This is a genomic window from bacterium (assembly GCA_035703895.1).
GTDB lineage: Bacteria > Sysuimicrobiota > Sysuimicrobiia > Sysuimicrobiales > Segetimicrobiaceae > Segetimicrobium.
The window spans coordinates 1-16,427 of record DASSXJ010000230.1; the positions used below are offsets into that span (position 1 = coordinate 1).

Consider the following 16,427-nt stretch of genomic DNA (forward strand, 5'->3'; position numbering starts at 1 on the left):
CGCCGCGCTTCCGACGCGCCGCGGCATGCTGGGGCGCAGAACCGGCAGCTTCCCCGGCCGCTGCGTCACCGCCATCAGCTGGAGCAGTTCATTATCGGGCCCTCGGAAGTAGACGGCCCGCCCGCCACTATACGCCCCGAATGTCAGGTCGACTGGCGTCATGATCATGGCTCCGATCTTCTTCAACCGCTCCAGGGCCGCGTCGAGGTCCTCGACGAAGAAGGCCAGATGCAGGCCGCCGATCGCCTCGGGCGGATACGTGACCGTGGCCTGTTTCGGAAGGTGATAGTACTTTACTAGCTCGATGATGGTGTTAGTATGCGGGATCTGGAAGAAGACGACGTCAAGCTCTAGGCCCGTCTGGCCGACCATCGCCGCGACGGGCTCCGCCCCCTTTCCGCGAAATTCCACCTTCTGGATTGGTTCCGTATCGAATAAGGCGCTGAAGAACCGCACGGAACGCTCAATGTCCGAGACGATGATGCCGATATGCTCGGCCCAGTACATGTGCCGTCCCTCCCTCCCCAGGGGCTGGTCGGGTCCCAAATGGGTTCCCCGGCTTCGCCCGACTCCGGATCGTGTCCCGTCAGCGCGTCTTCGGCATGGCAAACGCCACTCTCGGGTTGTCGACGACAGGCTGCCGGATCTCTGGCTCTGTGAATCCCCGCGCGCGCATCCACGGCACAATGTTCCGGAGGATGTGGTCAAACCCTGCCCCCCCATAGCGACGCGTGCGGTGCTTCGTGCACACGTCGTGGGAGAAGAGCAGTTGCGACCCATACCCGGCGTCGAAGAGTTCTCGAATCTGGTCGAGGCGTTGGACGTCGCTCGGGATGTCGATCCCCAGTTCCCGATAAGGGTATTTCGCAGTCACCTCGGTGCCAAACAAGTCGTATTCGAGGTAACATCCCGTGTCGGCGAGCACCTTCAACTCATCCAGGCTTGGCACGGTCCGCTCGATGTGAGAGATGATGAGCCGCTTGGGATCGGCTCCCGCGGGTCGGAGGAGCTCGAGGATCTGGAGCGGCGAGTTGGGGTGCCGCCCGGGGTGGACCGAGAGGCCGCACCCGAGCTCCCTCTGCGCGGCACCGGCGGCGCGAAAGACCTTGGCCTCCTCCGCCACAATGGGCCAAGAGCTGCCGATCTCGCCGATCAGCCCGGCGCGAATCCCTGTCTCGGCGACTCCCTCGGTAAATTCCCGTATGATTTCGGCCGTAATCTCGTCCTCCGTCATCCTCGCCACATGCGGCGGGTGCGTCGGAGCGACATAGTATCCCGAGCCCATCACGATGTGGAGACCGGACGCGCGCGCGATGCGCACGAGGGCGTGCGGGTTCCGGCCGAGGCCCTCCAAGGTGCAGTCGACGAGACTGTTCCCACCCGCCCGGCGGTACCACAGCGCCTCGTCGATAGCCGCCTGCTCACTGTCCAGAACCAGATTGTCGAGGTTGCTACCCCAGTTGAGCTGGATCCAGTGCAGGATCTCAAGCGACACGGGCCGGCGCGCCAGCTCCCGTTCCTCCGGTTCTGCCGGCTCCTTGAAGGTGACGTGACGCTGGTCGCACAGCAGATGTTCGTGACTCAGCGTGATCCCGAGATCGGAGGCGGGGATCGGGCCGAGGACGGTCTGGACGACGTCGAGCACGCGGGGCTCCGTCCTAGATCCCGATGCGCATCGCGCCCGTCTGCGCGCGGGGGTCGAGCTCGTCACGGAGGGCATCGCCGAGCACGTTGAACGCGATGATGAGGAGCACGAGCGCCAGCGACGGAAAAACGACGAGCCACGGCGCGACGGTCATGATGCCGCGCGCCTTCGCCAGCATGCTTCCCCAGTCGGCATCCGGCGGCTGGACGCCGAGTCCCAGGAAGCTCAACGACGCGTGCGCAAGCTCGGCGGTCGACAGACTGAGCGCGGTTTGGATAATGACCGCAGGCAGGATATTCGGCAGCACGTGCTCCAGGAGGATCTCGTGTGGCCTCCGTCCGGCCAAGTGTGCGGCTTCGATGAAGAGCCGCTGCCGCACCCCGAACGTCGACGCGCGGGCGATGCGCGCAAATCGCGGCACGTACACGATCGCCACAGCAAAGAGGGCGTTGTTCAGACCGGGCCCGAGCACCCCGACGACCACGAGCGCAAGGAGCAGTGCCGGCATCGAGAACATGATCCCGACGATCCAGCTCAGCACGATGTCCACGAGGCCGCCCGCGTAGCCTGCCACGAGACCGATCGCGGTTCCAATCACCAGCGCGGCAGCGACAGAGGCTCCGGACACATAAAAGGCGATCGGCGCCGCTGCGATGACGCGGCTGAGCTGATCCCGCCCGAGCTCGTCTGTCCCGAACCAGTGGCGTGTACTGGGGCCCTGCAGGACGTCCTCGGCGTTGATCTGGTTCGGACCGTACGGGACGGCGCGCGGACCCGCAAGCGCCACCAACCCCATGAACACCAGCAACGCGAGCGCAATGCGCCCTTCCGGATGACGCCCGAGTCTAGAGACCAGGCCGTGCCCGGGACGTGCGAAGGAAACCGCAGCCGTCGCCATCACGTCCGCTGGGTTGGATCGAGGATCGGATACAGGATGTCGACGATCAGGTTGGCCAGGACGAACATCGCCGCAATCATCAGGGTCCCGGCCACGACGAATGGATAGTCCCGCTGTCCGATCGCGACCAGAAGGCCGCGTCCGAGCCCCTCTAGGTTAAAGATCTGTTCTGTGACGATCAGGCCGCCAATCAAGCTTCCGAAAACGTATCCTTGGAGGGTGATCACCGGCACGAGGGCGTTTTTCAGCGCGTGGATGTAGACGATGTTTCGTCTCGGGGCTCCCTTGGCCAGCGCGGTCACGATGTACGCCTCGCCCAGCGCCTCCAGGAGCGCAGCGCGCGACATCTGCGCTGTCATCGCCGCGAGCGGGATAGCGATCGACAAAGTGGGCAGGATCATCGAGCGGAGATTGAGGACCACGTTCTCCGTCATAGGCACGTACGAGGCCTGGTACAGCGGCCCAAGGTAGAGCGCCCCAGCGAGCACGAGGAGCACGCCCGCCACGAAGGGGGGAACGGAAAACACCACGAAGAGCGCCGCCCGCACCGCCAAGCCGGCGGGGCGGTTCGCCCGCACCGCGGCGAAGACGCCGAGGGGAACCCCAATGAGGATGGACTCGACCAGCGAGAGGAGGGCGAGTTCGAGTGAGATTGGGAAATGCCGGGCAATCTCGTCGGTCACGTAACGGCCGGTGATCGGCGACTTCCCGAAGTCGCCGCGAACCGCGCTCCGCAGCCAGCGGCCGTACTGTGTCAACAAGGGGGCATCGAGCCCCAATTTGTGGCGGAGGTCCCGATACTGTTCGGACGTCGCGCCCTCCGAGCCGACCAGCACCGTGACCAAGTCGCCGGGGATCAGCGTCCCCAACCAGAAGGTCAGGAAGGACACCGCAAGCAGCACTCCGGCCCCGGCGGCCAAGCGCTGGGCGACGTAACGGATCATGGCGTCTCGGGCTGGTGGGGCCGGGCGACCGGATCGGGACGACCGGCTGCCCGTCCTGCCGGCGGCATCGGCCGAAGCATTTCGTCGAAGGACCCGACGAAGTGGCACGCGGCCCAGCGGCTCGGTTCGTACTCGGTCAGAGGCGGTACAATGCGGGCACAGATTTCTTGGGCGAGCGGGCAGCGCGTACGGAAGAGGCACCCGCTTGGTAGCTCGAGCGGACTCGGCACGTCTCCACGCAGGATGACCCGGGCTCTCCCCGGCTCCCGGCGTGGGTCGGGGATGGGAACGGCGGACCGGAGCGCGATCGAATACGGATGCAGGGGCTCCGCGAGCACCGCTCGGGCAGGGCCCAGCTCGACGATCTTCCCCAGGTACATCACCGCGATGCGAGTGCTCATGAACCGGACAATCGACAAATCGTGGGAAATGAAGAGATAGGTCAGGCCCAGGCGTGCCTGAAGGTCTTTCAGAAGGTTGAGCACCTGCGCCTGTTGAGACACGTCCAGCGAGCTCACCGGCTCGTCGGCGACGATCAGGCGCGGATCGCCCGCAAGCGCACGCGCAATCCCGACCCGTTGCTGCTGGCCACCCGACAGCTCATGTGGATATCGGTCCGTCATCGCTTCACTCAACCCGACCAGCGCCAGCAGCTCCCGGACGCGGTCGCGTGCGTCCCGGCCTTGGAGGGCTCCACGCGCGCGAAGCGGCTCAGTGACCACGGCGGCCACCCGCATGCGCGGATCGAGCGAGCTCCATGGGTCCTGGAAAATCATTTGCAGTTGGTGCCGGAGTGCGGCGGTCCGGTCGCCCGGGTCCCGACCGTCAACCCGCACCGTCCCAGTGGTCGGGCGATACAGACCGAGGGTGATCCTCCCGAGCGTGGACTTGCCGCAACCCGATTCCCCAACCACACCGAGCGTTTCGCCTGCCATCACATCGAGCGAGACGCCGTTGAGGCTGTGCACGACGGCGCCCCGGCGCGGCAGGCTGCCGCTCAGGCTGAAGCGCTTTGTGACATCGCGCAGCTCGACGAGCGGGCGCGGGACGGACTCCGGGGTGCGCGCCACCCGGACAGCCGGCAGCACCTCACGGGGCTGCGCGAGCCGGCGGTCCCGCTGCGAGATCCAGCACCGCGCTCTGTGCCGGGGGGTGATCTCCAAGAGCTCTGGCGGCTTCTCGCACACGGCCTCGGCAAAGGCGCATCGCTGCCGAAACCGGCAGCCACTCGGGAAATCGGTCATGTCCGGTGGCAACCCCGGCATCGTGGTCAGGTGGTCGCGGTCCTCGTGCCCGCGCGGGAGCGACCGCAGGAGTCCTTGCGTATACGGATGGAATGGGGTGGCAAAGAGCTCGTCGACGGTTGCCTCCTCCACGATCTGCCCAGCGTACATCACGGCCACGCGGCGGCAGAGGCTGGCCACGACACCGAGGTCGTGCGTGATCAGAAGGACCGCCATCCGGCGCTCTCTCGAGGCCACCCGGAGGAGTTCGAGGATTTGTGCTTGGATCGTGACGTCGAGCGCCGTCGTCGGCTCGTCGGCGATGAGCAGCCCCGGCTCGTTCAGCAGCCCCATCGCGATCAGTACGCGCTGGCGCATGCCGCCGGAGAACCGGTGGGGATAGTCGTTGATGCGCCGCGCTGCGTCGGGGATGCCCATCGCCTGCAGGGCTTCAATTGCCCTTCGACGTGCGTGCGCCCGGGGAAGGCGTTGGTGGGCAAGGAGGGCTTCCTGGAGCTGCCACCCTATCGTTAGCGCGGGATTTAGCGACGTCATGGGGTTCTGGAAGATTAACGAGATGTCTGCCCCCCGGATCCCCCGCATCTCGGCCTCGCTGAGCTCCAGGACATTGCGCCCCTGCAGGAAGATCTGCCCCGAGACGATTCGCCCGGGCGGCGGCACCAGCCGAAGGATCGATCGGGCGGTGACGCTCTTGCCGCAGCCAGACTCGCCGACCAAACCCAGCACCTCGCCGGCGGCGACCGCGAACGAGATACTATCCACGGCCGTCAGGGGACCGCGCTCAGTAGGAAACTGTGTTCGAAGTTCTTCGACTTGGAGAACGGGTTGGGACACCTCTGTCGCTCCAACGGCCGCGCCGCGCCCCGCACCAGGAGTGAAGGCCGGGACAGGCGACCTATGGCCTATGGCCCGGGTTTCCTGATGGTGAAGTACAGGCGCCGGCTTTGGGTAAAGTCCATCGTGACGCCCTCGACGAGATGGGTGCGCCACGCCACCCATTTGTTCTCAGCCACGACCCCAGTAAACGGGTAGACCAGGTTCGCTTCTGTGACCTGGATCTGCTTGTAGATTCCCGGCAGCTGTGTGTAAGACGCCTCAGCCGCACGGTCGAGCAATACCTGCAGTTCCCGAGGGGTCGGTCCCTGCCGCCCCCTGCGGGGCACGATGTAAAGGCTCGGGTCGGAGAAGTAAGGGGGGTTCGTCATCGTGAGATCGTAATTGGCTTTCACCAATTTGTCGAGCCAGACGTTCGTCTCGAGGGCTTCCAGCTTCGCGCGGATCCCCCCCTCTGCAAACTGGCTCTGGAGCACCTCCGAGATGCGGCGGACGGTTTCGCCGAGAGTGGGGTACATGAAGGTGAGATCGACGCCGTTCGGGTAGCCCGCCTGCGCCAATAGCTGCTTGGCCTTTGCGGGATCGCGCTGGTAATACGGCTGCTGGCTGAGCGGCACGGCCCACGGGTGCGCTGGCGGGAACGGGCTGGTCGGAACTCCTTCGCCCAGCAGCGCCAGCTTGGCGACGGCCGCGCGGTCGATGGACAGGGCGATGGCCCGGCGGACATCGACGTTGTCCAGAGGCGGTTTGACACTCCCCATGTTGATCTGCCAGGTTGAAGCCGTGGCGACGGACAGGAGCTTGACGCGCGCGTTGCGCCGGAGCGCGACATAGGTCTCCGGTGTTGGATAGATCAGCGCGACGGCGCCTGCGAGGAGCGCAGCGACAGCGGACTGCGCTTCCTTGATGTACCGGATGACGAGCCGGTCGACGCCGGGAACCCCGGGGCGCCAGTAGTCGACATTGCGCTCGAGGACAAGCTCCGTTCCGGGCGTGTACGCGACCATCTTGAACGGGCCGGTGCCAATCATCTTCGTTGCCGGATCCGTCGCCTGGGTTGCCTGGCGGCTCAGGATCGCGCCCGCGACCACGAACGGGTCGCCGAGGTTGTTCATGAACGACGAGTCCTGCTTCTTGAGCTGAAACTGCACCGTGCTCGCATCAAGGGCCTTCACGGAGGCAAGGTTCGGGAAGCGGTCTTTGGCGTAGGGAATGCCTTTGGCCATCAACCGCTCAAACGAGAAGACGACGTCGGCGGAGGTGAGCGGGCTGCCGTCGTGAAACTTCACGCCGCTGCGCAGCATGAACGTGTAGGTCCGTCCGTCAGGGCTCGTCCGCCAGGATGTCGCCAGTTGCGGCGCGATCTTGCCGTCCGGCTGGACCACTACCAGCGTCTCGTACGCTAACTGCCAGGCAAACCAGTTGTTGAAGTTGGAGTGCGCGATGGGATCGAATGTGTCTACGGGGGTGGGCTCGGCGACAACAACCTCTCGACCCGCGGGCGCGGCCGCGAGCAAAAGGGCCGGGGGAACGGCCAACAGGCCGGCCGACAACACCAGCATCAAGACTCCAACCGCAGGAATCGCATAGATCACCGAGCGAAGTCTGAGATGCATTCCCATGAGCGCCCCCTAACAAGACTTTACGCTCCGAGGGCCACGTGGCTCCTCGCCGACAAGCGGGCAGACCTGACTAAAGGTTTGAGGTTGCCGGGAGGAGGTCCTCTCTCGTGTCCTCTGCTAGTTTCGCTAACCGACAAGAGATTCGAGTTTAACGACTAGGTTGCGTCGCGTGGACACCCTCCACACATTCCGAAGGAGTCCCGGCCACCGCATATCGTTCGATCATCCATCGGGCACGATCCTGGAGTGTTCAGAGCCTACGGCCCTGAGTCGTAGCGGGGCGCTGTTCCCGTCATGACGTCGCCGGTCGCGACGGCGTTCTTTGGGCTCGCATCCGCGACGTCGTGGGGAGCCGGCGACTTCAGCGGCGGCCTTGCCACCCGGCGGGCGCCGGTGTTTACGGTCGCCGGCGTCGCGAAAGGCGCCTCGTTCGTCGCGATGGTCATCTGCGCGCTTGGCTGGGCCGAGCCGTTTCCCTCGAGAGCGGCGCTCGCGTGGGGCGGCGCGGCGGGCTTGGGCGGCGCCCTTGGACTACTGTGCCTCTACCAAGGTCTGGCGCTCGGGACCATGAGCATCGTGGCGCCGCTGTCGGCCGTCGTCGCCGCCTGCATCCCGGTGGGCTTCGCGGCACTCTATCAAGGTTTGCCGAGTGGCTGGCAGGCTGCCGGCTTCGGCCTCGCGTTTCTCGGCGTCTGGTTCGTCTCGGCGCCGGGCGAGCCAGCGCCTCCCGGCCAGAGCGCTGAGCCCATCGACGAACGGCGCAAGACGACCGGCCTCATCTTGGCCGCCCTGGCCGGCCTAGGTTTTGGCGCGTTCTATATCTGCATCAGCCGGGCGAGAGCGGCGGGAGTGTTCTGGCCGCTGGCCGCGACGCAGTTCATTACGCTCCTCGTAGTCCTCGCGGCCGCCTGTGGCGCCGCGCTGTTCCGGCACAGGACTACCGGCCTTCCGATGGCCCGCGCCGTCTTGCTCCGTCTCGTCTTGCTCATGCTCCTCGCCGGCCTGCTCGATGCGGGCGGCAACGCATTCTTCGTGCTCGCCGAGCACGCCGGTCGTCTCGACGTTGCGGCGGTGCTCGCCTCGCTGTATCCCGCGTCCACCGTGATGCTGGCGCGGGCTCGGCTCAAGGAGCGTGTCTCGCGGAGACAGGCACTCGGCGTGGCCGCCGCGCTGGTATCGATCCCGCTGATCGCCGGATGATCCACACGCCGGAGGGCCAGCCGCACGAGGTCCGCACAGGCGCCGGCGAGAAGGTGACGTCCTGAGAAACTCCAGACCCGGGGTGACCGACCATGGCGCTGCCGTTTGAGATCGCGGAATACGAGGCACGGATCGAGCACGCCCGCGCGGCGATGCGCGACGCCCGCCTCGATCTGCTGCTGCTGTTTCATCAGGAAAGCCTCTACTATTTGTTTGGCTACGATCAGATCGGCTACTGGGTGTACCAAACGGTCGTGCTGCCCGCCGACGGGTCTGCGCCGACCGCGATCTGCCGCGGGGCCGACGAATTGATGATCCGCGAGTCGCCGTTCATCAAGGAGATCCGGCCCTGGATGGACGACAGCCACGTGAATCCCGGAGCGTTCACGGTCGAGATCCTGCGAGAGCGGCACGGGCTGTCGGGCCGCCGGCGGATCGGCATCGAGAAAAAGAGCCACGCGTTGCTTCCTTATTATTACGACCTGCTACGGGAGCAGATCCCGGACGGCGTCGACCTCGTGGACGCCTCCGACCTCGTGACCGAATTCCGGCTCATTAAGTCGCCGGCGGAGCTCGCGTACATGCGCCGCGCCGCTCAGATTATGGACCGGGCCTTTACAGCGGCCTTCCAGGCCGCCCGCCCCGGCAGGCGCGAGTGCGACGTCAACGCGGCCGTGCTGCACACGCTCTCATCGCTTGGCGCGGACTATCCGGCCGTGGCGCCGCCGATCGCGTCGGGTCCCAGAACCTTGACGCAAACTCACGGCGCGGCGACCGAGCGCATCATGGAGCAGGGCGATCCCTTCACAGTCGAGATCGGCGCGCCGTACAAACGCTATCACGCGGTCGCGGTCCACTCCGGGCATCTCGGCGAGCCGGGGCCGGAGATCCGGAGCCTCTACAACGGTCTGCGCGAAGGAATCGAAGAAGGCTTGGAGATGATCCGGCCTGGCCTCCCGGTGGCACGAATCGCCACGGCCGTGGTGGACCGGCTGGAGGCGCATGGGTTATCGCGCAAAGGACGGCATGTCGGGTACGGCATCGGGATCGGCTACCCCCCCACGTGGCTCGACAACCTGCGAATCAAAGAGACGGATTCCCACGTGCTGCGGGAAGGGATGACCTTCTTTCTGTTCGCCGGCGCGCTGACGAAGGGCGGCGACCGGTGTCTCTATCTCGGCGAGCCGGTGGCCGTCGGCCGGGACGGTTGCGAACGGCTCAGCGGCCTGCCCAGAGAGTTGCGGGTGATCTGATGTCCACCAGCCCGACCGCTGTGCTTGCGCACTACACGGCCGCGGCATCACTCGACGGCGTGCCCGCGCCGGTCATCCAGAAAGTGAAAGAGCTGATCCTGGACCATCTGGGATGCGCGCTCGGGGGCAGCCGTACGCCGCTGGCGCGCGCCGCGGCGGACGTAGCCGGCAACGGCGGCGGCGCGACGGTCGCCGGTACCCGGACCAAGACGGCCCCGGGCCCGGCCGCGTTCGCGAACGCCATGGCCGCGAACGCGCTTGACTACGACGACACCGGACCGACCGGCCATCCCGGCGCGACGATTATCCCAGCGGCGCTCGCGCTGGCCGAGACGCGGCGCCTGGGCGGCGACGCGTTCCTGCTCGCGGCGCTTGTCGGATATGAGGTGTGGGCGCACATCGCCGGCGCGATCCAACCCGGCTGGGAGCGCCGGGTCCTGGTCTACGGCAACGGGGTGACGCAGACGTTCGGGGCGGCCGCCGCGTCCGCCCGGCTGCTCGGCCTCGACGTAGAACGCACGCTGTGTGCCTTTGGGCTGGCGGGCGCTTTCGCCCCGCTGCCGCATGACGGGAAGATCGGGTGGGACGAAACCCGGGTGTCATGGGTCAAGGACAATGTGGCGTGGCCGGCCGAAGGCGGCTTACGCGCCGCGCTGCTGGCCGAGCACGGGTTTGCGGCGACGCGCGAAATTCTCGACGGCGAGCGCGGTCTCTGGATCATGGCCGGGTCGGACCGCTGCGACTTCGACCGGATGACGCGCGGGGTGGGCACGGAGTTCGACGTACTCCGCGTCTCGTTGAAGCCGTACCCCTGCTGCCGGTGGCTGCACTCGACCGTGGACGCGGTGCGGCAGGCGATGGCCGAGCACCGCGTGGATCCACGCGAAGTCCGCCGGGTCACAGTGCGGTCGATGGCGCCGCTCGTCGACTGGTTTCAAATTCGCCGGCCGGCGACCATGGTCGACGCCGAGTTCAGCGTCCCGCACGCCGTCGCCATGACGCTCCTCGGGCGACCGCGGCCCGACTGGTGGCTCGAGGCGAACCGCTCGGATCCCGACGTGCTGGCGCTCATGGACCGCGTCACAGTCGAACTGGATGAGGCGGCGCAGGCGGAGTACGCGCAGAACCGCAACTCCGCCCGGATTCCGGCCACCGTGGTCGTCGAGACGGCGCGCGGCACCTTCGAGCGCTCCCGCAAAATGTGCCACGGGGGGCCCGACGATCCGATGACATGGCGGGAGATCGAAGAGAAGTTTCGCGAGCTGGCCGAGCCGGTCATCGGCGGCCGGCGCGCGGACGCAGTTCTACAGATGGTGACGGAACTCGAGGCGGTAGGCTCGCTCGACGAGCTCACCGGAGCGCTCGCCGGAGGGTAGCCGGGTCTCCGCTCCCGGCTTCGCCGGCGCCCGCGACCTCCTCAAGGAGATGCCCGGCGAACTGGAGAAACAGTGGCCACCTCGACGGCCGCCGCCCAGTGCACGGCCGTTCTGGTCTCGCGATCGCTCCGATCACGGAAAGGGGGAAGGGTGTTGGCCAAGCAGTTCATCCGCTCGTTCGAAGGCGCCAAACTGCCATACCGTCACCACGCAAACGGCATGTACTCCATGGCGATCCGCACGAGGGGAGACTACATCTTCTTCCGCGGGCAGACGGGCTACGACCTCGAGGGCCACTTCGTGGGCGAGGGCGACGCCGGCGCGCAGGCCGAGCAGGCCTGCAAGAACATCAGGCAGCTCGCGGAGGAAGCGGGCGGCAGCATCAAAGACGTCTGCAAACTCACCGTGTACGTGACCGACGTATCGTACCGCAAGGCGGTCTACGCGATGATCGACAAGTATTTCGAGGGCGTCAAGCACTGCAGCACCGGAGTGGTGTGCAGCGGGCTCGCGCTGCCGCACCTGTTTGTCGAGATCGACGCGTTCGCCGTCATCGATCGCTAGCCGGGGGGGTACGGGAGATGGATCGGAAATCAGGCACGCTCAGCCGGAGACAGCTGTTACAGTACGGTGCCGCGGCGGCCGCGGCGGCGGCGTTCCAGCCAGTCACGCTCGCAGGATCCGGGGCGGCCGCGGCCGCTCCGCGGCGCGGCGGCACGTTGAAGATCGCCTGGGCGAGCTCGCCGCTCTCCATCGACCCGGCGTACGCGGTGTCCGGCGACGAGTACATGATCACCGCGGCGATTTACGACAACCTCACCCGCGTCGACGAGAAGTTCACTGTCCACCCGCAGCTGGCGACCGGCTGGAGCGCGAACGACCGCGGCGACGTGTGGACCTTCAATCTTCGCCGGGGCGTCAAATTCCACCACGGACGCGAGCTCACGGCGCGAGACGTCGTCTTCACCTTTGAGCGCATTCTCGATCCCAAGAACGGCTCGCCGGCCCGTACCTCGCTGGGCCCCATCGACAAAATCGAGGCCGCCGACGACTATACGGTCCGCTTCCGACTCTCGATCCCCTACGCGGACCTGCCGGTCTCGCTCGGCACGACGTACGCACGCATCGTGCCGGCCGATCGAGCCTCGCTGATCAAGAGCGGGCCGTCCGGCACCGGCCCGTTCCGTCTCGCCGAGTTCCGGCCGGGGGCCTACACCCGGATGGTACGGTTCCAGAACTACTGGGATCAGAACCGCCCGTACCTGGACGAGCTGTGGGAGGTCAACATGCCGGCCATGGCCAGCCAGGTGGCGGCGTTGACGGGCGGCTCGGTCCACGCGATGTTCGAGGTGCCGGCGTCATATGTGCCGTCTCTTCAAACGCCGGACGTGTCGGTGGTCTCGGTGAAGAGCCCGGGATTCCAGCCGCTGACCATGAACCCCGCGGAGAAACCGTTTAACGACGCGCGCGTGAGGCAGGCGTTGAAGTATCTCGTCGACCGCGAGGCCCTGATCAAAGCCATCTGGCAGGGGCATGCGACGGTGGGCGAAGACCATTCGGTTCCCAGCTTCAGTCCGTATTACGCGGCGACGACGCCTACCCACACCTACGACGTCGCCAAGGCGAAGGCGCTGCTGGCCGAGGCCGGGTACGGCTCCGGGCTCAGCGTGGAACTGTGGACGTCGAACGAGCGGGTCGGGCTGCAGGAACTGGCCGTAGCCTACCAGCAGATGGCCGCGCCCGCCGGAGTGAAGATCGAAGTCAAGAACGTGCCGTGGTCCGTCCACGTCGCCACCGTCTATAAGAAGAAGCCGTTTTACGCCAACAACTGGTTCGGACGCGCGAGCATTGACGAGACGCTGTTCCCCTACTTCCGCACCGGCGGCGGCTTCAACGACGCGTACAGCAACAAAGATGTCGATACGCTGCTGGATACGGGCCGGGCGACGACCGATCTCGGGAAGCGGAAAGGCTTTTATGCGCGCGCGGAGCAGGTGATCCACGTCGACGGCCCTTGGGTCGTCCCCTACTTTACGATGTACGTGGCCGCCATGCGCAGCAACGTGAAAGGCATCGCGGTGCATCCGCTCCGGTGGTGGGACTTCCGGGAGGCGTACTTCGAAGGCTGATCCCCGCCGCCAGCCGTGCGCAGCCTGGGATTTATCGCCCGACGCTTGAGCGCGCTGGCCGTGGTGCTGGCGGTCGTCTCTGTGCTGGTGTTTGCCATCGTGCAGATCCTGCCCGGCGACGTCGCAACCGAAATCCTCGGCACGTCGGCCACGCCGGAAGATCTCGCGGCCCTGCGGGTGAAGTTGGGGTTAACGCGACCGGCGCCGGTCCGGTACGCGGAGTGGATCGGCGGCGTGGTGCGCGGCGATTGGGGACTGTCGTTGCTCTACCAGCTGCCGGTGCGGCCGCTCGTCCTCGAGGGACTCGGACGCTCCGCGGTGCTGGCCGGTCTCGCGCTGGTCATCGCGGTGCCGCTGTCGATCGGACTGGGTGTCGTCGCGTCCCTGCGGTGCGACCGGTTCCTCGACCACGCGATCAGCACGCTCACGCTGATCGCGCTGTCTCTGCCGGAGTTCGTCTGGGGCACATTGCTGATTCTACTGCTGGCCTATCGGTTTCGGATCTTCCCGCCGTCGAGCCTCGTCGACCCGACCGCCTCCCTCGGCTCGCTGGCCTCGAGCCTCGTGCTGCCCGTGCTGACGCTGATCCTCGCGCTGCTTGCACAGATGACCCGCATGACGCGCGCCAGTATGATCGATGCGCTCCGCCAGCCGTTCACGGAGGCTGCGCGCCTCCGGGGGTTGCGGCCGCGCCGTGTCGTCGCGCACGCGCTGCGGAACGCGCTCCTCCCGACGGTGGGCATCGTCGCCCTCAACGTCGGCTTCCTGCTCGGCGGCATCGTGATCGTCGAGACGGTGTTCGCGTATCCGGGGCTCGGCCGGCTGCTGGTGGACAGCGTCAACCACCGCGACGTGCCCATGTTACAGATGGCCACACTCGTCGTCGCCAGCGCCTACGGGCTCGCCAATCTCGGGGCGGACGTCGTGTACGCGTACCTGGATCCGCGCATCCGGTACTGAACCGTGGCCGAGCTCCTGCCTCCGGTCGCGGGCCCCCTGCCGGGCAGTCCGGCGGCCACGGCGCGCCGGTGGATCGCGCTGCGCCGCGCCGCTGGTGCCGTGCGCGGGTCGAAGGCCGCCACGGTCGGGGCCGCGATCCTCGCCGTGCACCTCGTGCTGGCGGTCCTGGGGCCCGCGCTCGCGCCGTATCCGTACACCGCGTTTCACATGACGCACCTGCTCGAGGCGCCGTCCCGGCAGTTCTTGGCGGGCACGGACCAGTTCGGCCGCGACCAGTTGAGCCGCGTCATGTGGGGGGCGCGCGGCACGCTGACGCTCGCCGCCGTCAGCACCATGCTTGGCGAAACGCTCGGCGTGACGGTCGGCCTCGCCGGCGGCTACTATCGCGGGGTGGTGGACGAGGTACTGATGCGCACGATGGATGCGCTGATGGCCTTTCCGTCGATTCTGCTCGCCATGCTGATCCTGACCAGCCTCGGCCACAGCCCGGCGTACGTGGTAATCGGCATCTCCGTCGTCTTCATGCCGCGCGCGGCGCGAGTGCTGCGCGGCGTGGTGTTGAGCCTCGCCTCGTCCGAGTTCGTCGACGCGGCGCGCCTGCGGGGGGAGCGCGGTTGGTACATCCTCTTTCGCGAGTTGCTGCCCAACGCGTGGACGCCTATCATCGTCGACAGCACCATTCGCTTCAGTTACGCGATCCTGCTCGCCACATCGCTCGGCTTCCTCGGCCTGGGCGCCGCACCGCCGAGTCCCGACTGGGGCCTCATGATCAACGAGGCGCTACCGTTTCTCAACCAGGCGCCGTGGCTCGCGCTCCTGCCGTCGCTTGCGATTTCGAGCGCGGTCGTGGGCGCGAATCTGCTGGGCGACGGCATCCAGGCAAGCCTGCGGCCGGAGTAGCGCGGATGACCATCGCGGCGCCGCTCCTTGATGTGCGGGACCTCGAGGTCGTTTACCGCACCGCCCGCGGTCCGGTCAACGCCGTCCGCGGCGTGTCGTTCGCCGTCGCGCCGGGAGAGATTTTTGGCCTCGTCGGCGAGTCGGGCTCGGGGAAGAGCACGGTGGGACTCGCCGTCATGGGCGCGTTGCGCCCGACGGCCGCCGTGCAGGGCGACGTGCGCTACCGTGGCGAGCCGCTCCTCGCGCGCCCCCCGGCGGCGCTGCGCGCGTTGTGGGGCCGGCGCATCGCGATCGTCTTTCAGAATCCCGGCAGCGCGCTCAACCCTGTCCTCCGCGCCGGCGCCCACGTGATGGAGGTGCTGCGGGAGCACGAAGGACTCGGCCGGGCGGCCGCGTTCGCAAGGACCGTCGACCTGTTCAGGGCGGTGCAGCTCCTCGACCCAGCCGGCGTGGCGGAGAAGTACCCGCATCAACTGAGCGGCGGCCAGCAGCAGCGGGTATCGATCGCGCTCGCGCTGGCGTGCGACCCGGATCTTCTCGTGATGGACGAGCCGACCACCGGGTTGGATGTCACGACCGAGGCGCGGATCCTCGACCTCGTGCGCTCGCTGCGCGCGCGCACCCGCGCCGCCATCCTCTACATCTCACACAACCTCGCGGTGATTGCCGGGCTGTGCGACCGCGTCGGGGTCATGTATGCCGGCGAACTGGTCGAGTCCGGGACGGTGCGCGAGGTCTTCGTGCGGCCGAGACATCCCTACACGCTCGCGCTGCTGCGCTGTCTCCCCCGCGCGGACGCCCCACCGTCAGGCCGCCTGCTGCCGGCGATCGAAGGCGGCCTGCCCGATCCCGCGGCAACGGTCGCGCACTGCCAGTTCTCGCCGCGGTGCGCGATGGCTGAAGATCGCTGCCGGCGCGAGCGTCCGCCGCTCGTCGAGAGCGGCGCGGGCCGGACGAGCCGGTGCTTCTTCTGGCAGCAGGTCCCGGCAGCCGGTGCTGACGCCGGCGCGGTAATGCCGCCCGATGCTGCGGCCACCAGCACCGCCCGCGGCGCTGCCGGCGGGCCCCCCGTACTCGAGGGGCGGCGGCTCACGCACGACTACGGCGCCCATGCGGGCCCGCTCGCGAGCTTGATCGCCCGCAGGCCGCACCGCGCGCTCGATGACGTGTCAATCGAAGTCGGTGGGGGAGAGGCCGTGGCGGTGATCGGTGAGAGCGGCTCGGGGAAGACCACGCTCGGCCGCTGCCTCGTTGGCCTGCTACAGCCCACCGCCGGCGAGATACGTCTCCACGGTGAGCGGCTGCCGCGGCGCACCCAGGACTGGACGCGGGCCACGCGCCGCCACATTCAAATGGTGTTCCAGAATCCCGATCTGACGCTGAATCCGCGCCGCACGGTGTTCGAAACGGTGGCGCGCCCGC

At 67.3% G+C, this 16,427-nt stretch carries 14 protein-coding genes; 8 read left to right on the plus strand and 6 right to left on the minus strand.

The window, feature by feature from the left end; genetic code table 11:
- The 6 genes from VFP86_15385 to VFP86_15410 all read right to left on the minus strand — a co-directional run.
- Nucleotides 1–507, minus strand: a 507-nt coding sequence (locus VFP86_15385) for a VOC family protein (protein HET9001021.1), incomplete at its 3' end; no start/stop codon positions are given.
- Nucleotides 508–586: 79 nt separating this feature from the next.
- Entirely contained in the window at nucleotides 587–1,645 is a 1,059-nt protein-coding gene (locus tag VFP86_15390; GenBank protein ID HET9001022.1) for an aryldialkylphosphatase, read from the minus strand.
- Between the two features lie 13 nt (nucleotides 1,646–1,658).
- The gene (locus VFP86_15395; GenBank protein HET9001023.1) at nucleotides 1,659–2,543 is read right to left on the minus strand and encodes an ABC transporter permease; all 885 of its coding nucleotides are present in this window, start codon (nucleotides 2,541–2,543) and stop codon (nucleotides 1,659–1,661) included.
- Complete coding sequence (locus tag VFP86_15400; GenBank protein ID HET9001024.1) at nucleotides 2,543–3,487, minus strand: ABC transporter permease; 945 nt, start codon at nucleotides 3,485–3,487, stop codon at nucleotides 2,543–2,545. The genes VFP86_15395 and VFP86_15400 overlap by 1 nt, the downstream gene beginning before the upstream one ends.
- On the minus strand, nucleotides 3,484–5,565 hold the full coding sequence (locus tag VFP86_15405; protein HET9001025.1) for an ABC transporter ATP-binding protein: 2,082 nt from the start codon (nucleotides 5,563–5,565) through the stop codon (nucleotides 3,484–3,486). Before VFP86_15405 ends, VFP86_15400 begins: the two co-directional genes overlap by 4 nt.
- Nucleotides 5,566–5,633: 68 nt before the next feature.
- The gene (locus VFP86_15410; GenBank protein ID HET9001026.1) at nucleotides 5,634–7,187 is read right to left on the minus strand and encodes an ABC transporter substrate-binding protein; all 1,554 of its coding nucleotides are present in this window, start codon (nucleotides 7,185–7,187) and stop codon (nucleotides 5,634–5,636) included.
- Between the two features lie 294 nt (nucleotides 7,188–7,481).
- Here VFP86_15410 and VFP86_15415 point away from each other — a divergent pair, with 294 nt between their 5' ends.
- The 8 genes from VFP86_15415 to VFP86_15450 all read left to right on the plus strand — a co-directional run.
- A complete protein-coding gene (locus VFP86_15415; GenBank protein ID HET9001027.1) occupies nucleotides 7,482–8,387 on the plus strand; it encodes an EamA family transporter in 906 nt (301 codons plus the stop codon).
- Nucleotides 8,388–8,479: 92 nt separating this feature from the next.
- The gene (locus tag VFP86_15420) at nucleotides 8,480–9,640 is read left to right on the plus strand and encodes a Xaa-Pro peptidase family protein (GenBank protein ID HET9001028.1); all 1,161 of its coding nucleotides are present in this window, start codon (nucleotides 8,480–8,482) and stop codon (nucleotides 9,638–9,640) included.
- A complete protein-coding gene (locus tag VFP86_15425; protein ID HET9001029.1) occupies nucleotides 9,640–11,016 on the plus strand; it encodes an MmgE/PrpD family protein in 1,377 nt (458 codons plus the stop codon). Before VFP86_15420 ends, VFP86_15425 begins: the two co-directional genes overlap by 1 nt.
- 153 nt (nucleotides 11,017–11,169) lie before the next feature.
- Nucleotides 11,170–11,580 carry a RidA family protein gene (locus VFP86_15430; GenBank protein HET9001030.1) on the plus strand — a complete coding sequence of 137 codons (411 nt, stop codon included), beginning with the start codon at nucleotides 11,170–11,172 and terminating at the stop codon, nucleotides 11,578–11,580.
- A gap of 17 nt (nucleotides 11,581–11,597) precedes the next feature.
- The gene (locus VFP86_15435; protein ID HET9001031.1) at nucleotides 11,598–13,145 is read left to right on the plus strand and encodes an ABC transporter substrate-binding protein; all 1,548 of its coding nucleotides are present in this window, start codon (nucleotides 11,598–11,600) and stop codon (nucleotides 13,143–13,145) included.
- A gap of 15 nt (nucleotides 13,146–13,160) precedes the next feature.
- Nucleotides 13,161–14,105, plus strand: coding sequence for an ABC transporter permease (locus tag VFP86_15440; protein HET9001032.1), 945 nt, complete (start codon nucleotides 13,161–13,163; stop codon nucleotides 14,103–14,105).
- 3 nt (nucleotides 14,106–14,108) lie between these two features.
- Nucleotides 14,109–15,005 (plus strand): ABC transporter permease, encoded by an 897-nt coding sequence (locus tag VFP86_15445; protein HET9001033.1) that lies wholly within the window; start codon nucleotides 14,109–14,111, stop codon nucleotides 15,003–15,005.
- A 5-nt stretch (nucleotides 15,006–15,010) separates the two neighbouring features.
- Nucleotides 15,011–16,427 (plus strand): ABC transporter ATP-binding protein (locus tag VFP86_15450; GenBank protein ID HET9001034.1); only part of this gene is annotated, 1,417 nt, incomplete at its 3' end.

What these genes read in the sequence shown, in the direction of transcription:
- VFP86_15395 (HET9001023.1), bottom strand. Translation starts at nt 2,543, where the DNA reads ATGGCGACGGCTGCGGTTTCCTTCGCACGTCCCGGGCACGGCCTGGTC.
- VFP86_15400 (HET9001024.1), bottom strand. Translation starts at nt 3,487, where the DNA reads ATGATCCGTTACGTCGCCCAGCGCTTGGCCGCCGGGGCCGGAGTGCTG.
- VFP86_15410 (HET9001026.1), bottom strand. Translation starts at nt 7,187, where the DNA reads ATGGGAATGCATCTCAGACTTCGCTCGGTGATCTATGCGATTCCTGCG.
- VFP86_15415 (HET9001027.1), top strand. Translation starts at nt 7,482, where the DNA reads ATGACGTCGCCGGTCGCGACGGCGTTCTTTGGGCTCGCATCCGCGACG.
- VFP86_15420 (HET9001028.1), top strand. Translation starts at nt 8,480, where the DNA reads ATGGCGCTGCCGTTTGAGATCGCGGAATACGAGGCACGGATCGAGCAC.
- VFP86_15425 (HET9001029.1), top strand. Translation starts at nt 9,640, where the DNA reads ATGTCCACCAGCCCGACCGCTGTGCTTGCGCACTACACGGCCGCGGCA.
- VFP86_15435 (HET9001031.1), top strand. Translation starts at nt 11,598, where the DNA reads ATGGATCGGAAATCAGGCACGCTCAGCCGGAGACAGCTGTTACAGTAC.